Source organism: Streptomyces griseorubiginosus (assembly GCF_017614965.1).
GTDB classification, from domain to species: Bacteria; Actinomycetota; Actinomycetes; order Streptomycetales; family Streptomycetaceae; genus Streptomyces; species Streptomyces griseorubiginosus_B.
Genome location: NZ_WVUG01000473.1, coordinates 1 through 4,553, shown reverse-complemented (window position 1 = coordinate 4,553; position 4,553 = coordinate 1). Strand labels below are relative to the sequence as shown.

General features: G+C 69.4%; 3 protein-coding genes. All 3 read left to right on the top strand.

Features of this window, described 5'->3' with window-relative positions:
* Nucleotides 1-83: 83 nt before the first annotated feature.
* Nucleotides 84-2,138, top strand: coding sequence for an RICIN domain-containing protein (locus GRC12_RS42100; RefSeq protein WP_208785727.1), 2,055 nt, complete (start codon nt 84-86; stop codon nt 2,136-2,138).
* A gap of 92 nt (nt 2,139-2,230) precedes the next feature.
* On the top strand, nt 2,231-3,886 hold the full coding sequence (gene araB / locus GRC12_RS42095) for a ribulokinase (RefSeq protein ID WP_208785726.1): 1,656 nt from the start codon (nt 2,231-2,233) through the stop codon (nt 3,884-3,886).
* A gap of 24 nt (nt 3,887-3,910) precedes the next feature.
* The coding region (locus GRC12_RS42090; protein ID WP_439959948.1) for an L-arabinose isomerase family protein at nt 3,911-4,553 on the top strand (643 nt) is incomplete at its 3' end.

Below are 4,553 nucleotides of genomic sequence, written 5' to 3'. Positions count from 1 at the left end.
CCACCGCTCCCAACTCCCCCTTGCCTCCCGGGAGCGGCGGGTCAGGCACCACCCTCAACCCGGACACCCCTTGGGAGCCGCCCATGTCCACCACCAGGGAAGGCGCCGTGCACCGCGCCGTACCCGCCGTCCGCAGACCCCAGGCGATCACCCTGCTGCTGGCCCTCCTCGCAGCCGCCGTCGCCCTCGTCCTCCCCGCCTCCGCCCCGGCGCACGCGATCTCGCGCGCATCGCAGACGATGTACACCCCCGCGTCGGGCACCCCGTCCCCCGGCTCGCTCTACCCGCGCGGCCTGCGTCTGCAGTACAGCGGATCGTCCAACGGCACCCTGCTCGCCACCTTCGAGCAGTACAGCTCGGGGACCCCGGTCTTCCCGATCTACCGCAGCACCGACAACGGCAACAGCTGGACCCAGATCTCCAGCATCACGGACACCCACAACGGCTTCGGCATGCGCTACCAGCCGTTCCTGTACGAACTTCCCACCGCCGTCGGCAACTTCCCGGCCGGCACCATCCTCGCCGCCGGCAACTCCATCCCGAGCGACCTGTCCTCGACCGAACTGGACCTGTACGCCAGCACCGACCACGGGGTGAGCTGGTCGTACGTCAGCACCATCGCCACCGGCGGCAAGGCCGACCCCACCAACGGCCAGACGCCCGTGTGGGAGCCGTTCCTGATGGTGTCCGGCTCGAAGCTGATCGTGTACTACTCCGACCAGCGCGACCCCGCCAACGGCCAGAAGATCGTGCACCAGGTCAGCACGGACGGCGTGAACTGGGGCTCCGTGGTGAACGACGTCGCCACGTCCACCTACGGCGACCGCCCCGGCATGCCGACGGTCGCCAGGCTCCCCAACGGCAACTACGTGATGACGTACGAGTTCTGGGGCGCCCCCGAGGGCGGCTTCGCCGTCTACTACAAGATCTCCGCCGACCCGGAGGCCTTCGGCTCGGCGACCGGCATCGCCCTGAAGGCGACCGACGGCACCGTCCCCACCAGCTCGCCGTACATCACCTGGCTGCCGACCGGCGGGGCCAACGGCACCCTGGTCGTCAGCGCCAACAGCACCACCGACCTGTTCCTCAACACGCAGAACGGCGCGTCCGGTCAGTGGACGCGCATCGCCTCCACCGTCCCCGGCGGCTACAGCCGCGGCATGGTCCCGCTCTCCGACGGCCACAGCCTGCTGGTCCTCAGCGGCGGACATCTGACCAGCACCGGCCTCAACCCCGTCACCTACGGCACCATCGACCTGGGCGGCGGCATCTCCGACGGCGCCACCTACACGATGACCAATGCCAACAGCAACCTGCTGTTGGCCATCGCGGGCGGCTCGACCACCAACGGTGTCAACGCCACCGAGCAGAACGCCGACAACGCCAGCGACCAGAAGTGGAAGGTCGTCCAGCAGACCTCCGGCTACGTCAAGATCTTCAACGTGGCCAGCGGCAAGGTCCTGGGCGTGCAGAACCAGTCCACCGCCAACGGCGCCAAGGTGCTGCAGTGGGACGACAACGGCACCCTCGACCACGAGTGGGCCATCGCCCCGAACCCGGCGGGCGGCTTCACCGCCACCAACCGGATCAGCGGCAAGTACCTGGAGATCCCCAGCGCCTCCACCACCGTCGGCACCGCCGCCGGACAGTGGTCGAACACCGGCTGCGCCTGCCAGCGCTGGAACCTCACCCAGACCGCCCTGCCCACCCTGTCCACCGGCCAGTACCGGCTGGTCAACAAGAACAGCGGCAAGTTCTTCGAGATCCCCGGCGCCTCCACCACGGTGGGCAAGCAGGCCGGCCAGTGGGTGAACACCGCCAACAACTGCCAGCTGTGGACGTTCCAGTCCGCCGGTGGCGGGGCGTGGACCGTGAAGAACGTCAACAGCGGCCTGTTCCTCGACAACAACGGCTCGACCTCGTCGGGCGCGGCCGTCGTCCAGAACGCGTCCTCCGGCGCGAGTTCGCAGAACTGGACGCTGACCGACGCGGGAGGCGGCTACTTCAAGCTCGTCAACTCCGCCAGCGGCCTGGTCGCGGACGTCGCCTCCGCATCCACGGCCAACGGCGCCCTGATCGTCCAGGCGACCGACACCGGCGCCGGTGACGAACTCTGGCAGGTCGTACGGGTCAACTGACCCTCCGGGGGCCCGGTGTCGGCCGGGCCCCCGATCTTCTGTCCACCATTCCGAACCCTGACTGACATACCGAACAAGAGAGGTGGGCCGCCGTGCCTGAAGAACCCTGTGTCGTGGGTGTCGACTTCGGAACCCTGTCGGGCCGTGCCGTGGTGGTCCGGGTGCGTGACGGTGCGGAGCTGGCGTCGGCGGAGCACGCGTACCGGCATGCGGTTGTGGACCGTGAGCTGCCGGACGGGACGCGGTTGCCTCCGGACTGGGCGCTGCAGGTGCCCTCGGACTATCTGGAGGTGCTGCGCCATGCGGTGCCGGAGGCGCTGACCGCTGCCGGTGTGCGCCCGGGGCAGGTGATCGGTATCGGCACGGATTTCACGGCGTGCACGGTGTTGCCGGTGCTGGCGGACGGGACGCCGCTGTGTGACCTGCCGGAGTACGCGGCTCGTCCGCATGCCTATGTGAAGCTGTGGCGGCATCATGCCGCGCAGGGGCAGGCCGACCGGATCAACGCGCTGGCCGTGGAGCGCAAGGAGCCGTGGCTGGAGCGCTACGGCGGGAAGGTCTCCTCGGAGTGGGAGTTCGCGAAGGCGCTGCAGGTGCTGGAGGAGGATCCGGAGGTCTACCGGCGTATGGAGCGCTGGGTGGAGGCGGCGGACTGGATCGTGTGGCGGCTGTGCGGGGCGTATGTCCGCAACGCCTGCACGGCCGGCTACAAGGGTCAGTACCAGGACGGCACTTACCCCTCCCGCACCTACCTGGAAGCACTCAACCCCGGCTTCGCGGGCTTCGTCACCGACAAGCTGGAGCACCCCATCGGCCAACTCGGCGATGCGGCGGGCGTGTTGACGGCCGAGGCGGCGGCCTGGACGGGGCTGCCGGAGGGCATCGCGGTGTGTGTCGGCAACGTCGACGCCCATGTGACGGCACCCGCCGCCGGAGCGGTGGAACCAGGTCAGATGGTCGCCATCATGGGCACCTCGACCTGCCATGTGATGAGTTCCGACCAGCACGGTGTGGTGCCGGGCATGTGCGGGGTGGTGGACGGCGGCATCCTGCCGGGCCTGTGGGGCTACGAGGCCGGACAGAGCGGGGTCGGGGACATCTTCGCCTGGTCCGTGCGCACCGGGTTCCCCGCCGAGTACGCCGAGCGGGCCGCTGCGGCCGGCCAGAGTCCGCACGAATACCTGACCGACCTCGCGGCCGGGCAGAAGGTCGGCGAACACGGCCTGATCGCCCTCGACTGGCACAGCGGCAACCGCTCCGTCCTGGTCGACCACGAACTCAGCGGTGTCATCGTGGGCCAGACCCTGTCGACCCGACCGGAGGATGTCTACCGGGCGTTGCTGGAGGCCACCGCGTTCGGCACCCGCACCATCATCGACGCCTTCGCGTCCGCCGCCGTACCGGTCAAGGAACTGATCATCGCGGGGGGTCTGACGAAGAACGCGCTGCTCATGCAGATCTACGCCGATGTCACCCGCCGCCCGCTGAGCATCATCGGCTCCGCCCAGGGGCCGGCCCTGGGTGCCGCCATGCACGCCGCCGTCGCGGCCGGGGCGTACCCGGACATCCAGGCCGCGGCAGCCTCGATGGGCAAGGCCGAGCGGGGCGTGTACCAGCCCGACCCGGAACGCGCCCTGGCCTACGACCGCCTCTACGCCGAATACCGGCTGCTGCACGACTACTTCGGGCGCGGTGCCAACGACGTCATGCACCGCCTGCGCCGCATCCGCGCCGAGGCCTCCGCCTGAGCCACCCTTGTGAAAGGACCTTCCATGACGACCCATGCTCAGCCCTACGACGGCCACGAGGTGTGGTTCCTGACCGGCAGCCAGCATCTGTACGGGGAGGAGACCCTGGCGCAGGTGGCCCACCAGTCCCGGCAGATCGCCGAACGCCTCGACGCGGCCGATCAGATCCCGCTGCGGATCGTGTCCCAGCCCGTCCTGACCGACGCGGAGTCGATCCGCCGGATCTGCCTTCAGGCCAACGCGTCGGACACCTGTGTCGGGGTGATCGTGTGGATGCACACGTTCTCCCCGGCGAAGATGTGGATCGCGGGGCTGAGTGCGCTGGATAGGCCGGTGCTGCATCTGCACACCCAGTACAACCTGTCGCTGCCCTGGTCGAGCATCGACATGGACTTCATGAACCTCAACCAGGCCGCCCACGGCGACCGCGAGTTCGCCCACATCGAGGCCCGCGTGGGTGTGAACCGGAAGATCGTCGCCGGGCATGCCACCGATCCCCGGGTGGTCAGACGCGTCGCCGCCTGGGCGCGGGCCGCGGCCGGACGGCATGCGGCCCGGACGCTGCGGCTGGCGCGGTTCGGGGACAACATGCGCGAGGTGGCGGTCACCGAGGGCGACAAGGTCGAGGCCCAGCTGCGGTTCGGCTACTCCGTCAACACCTACGCCG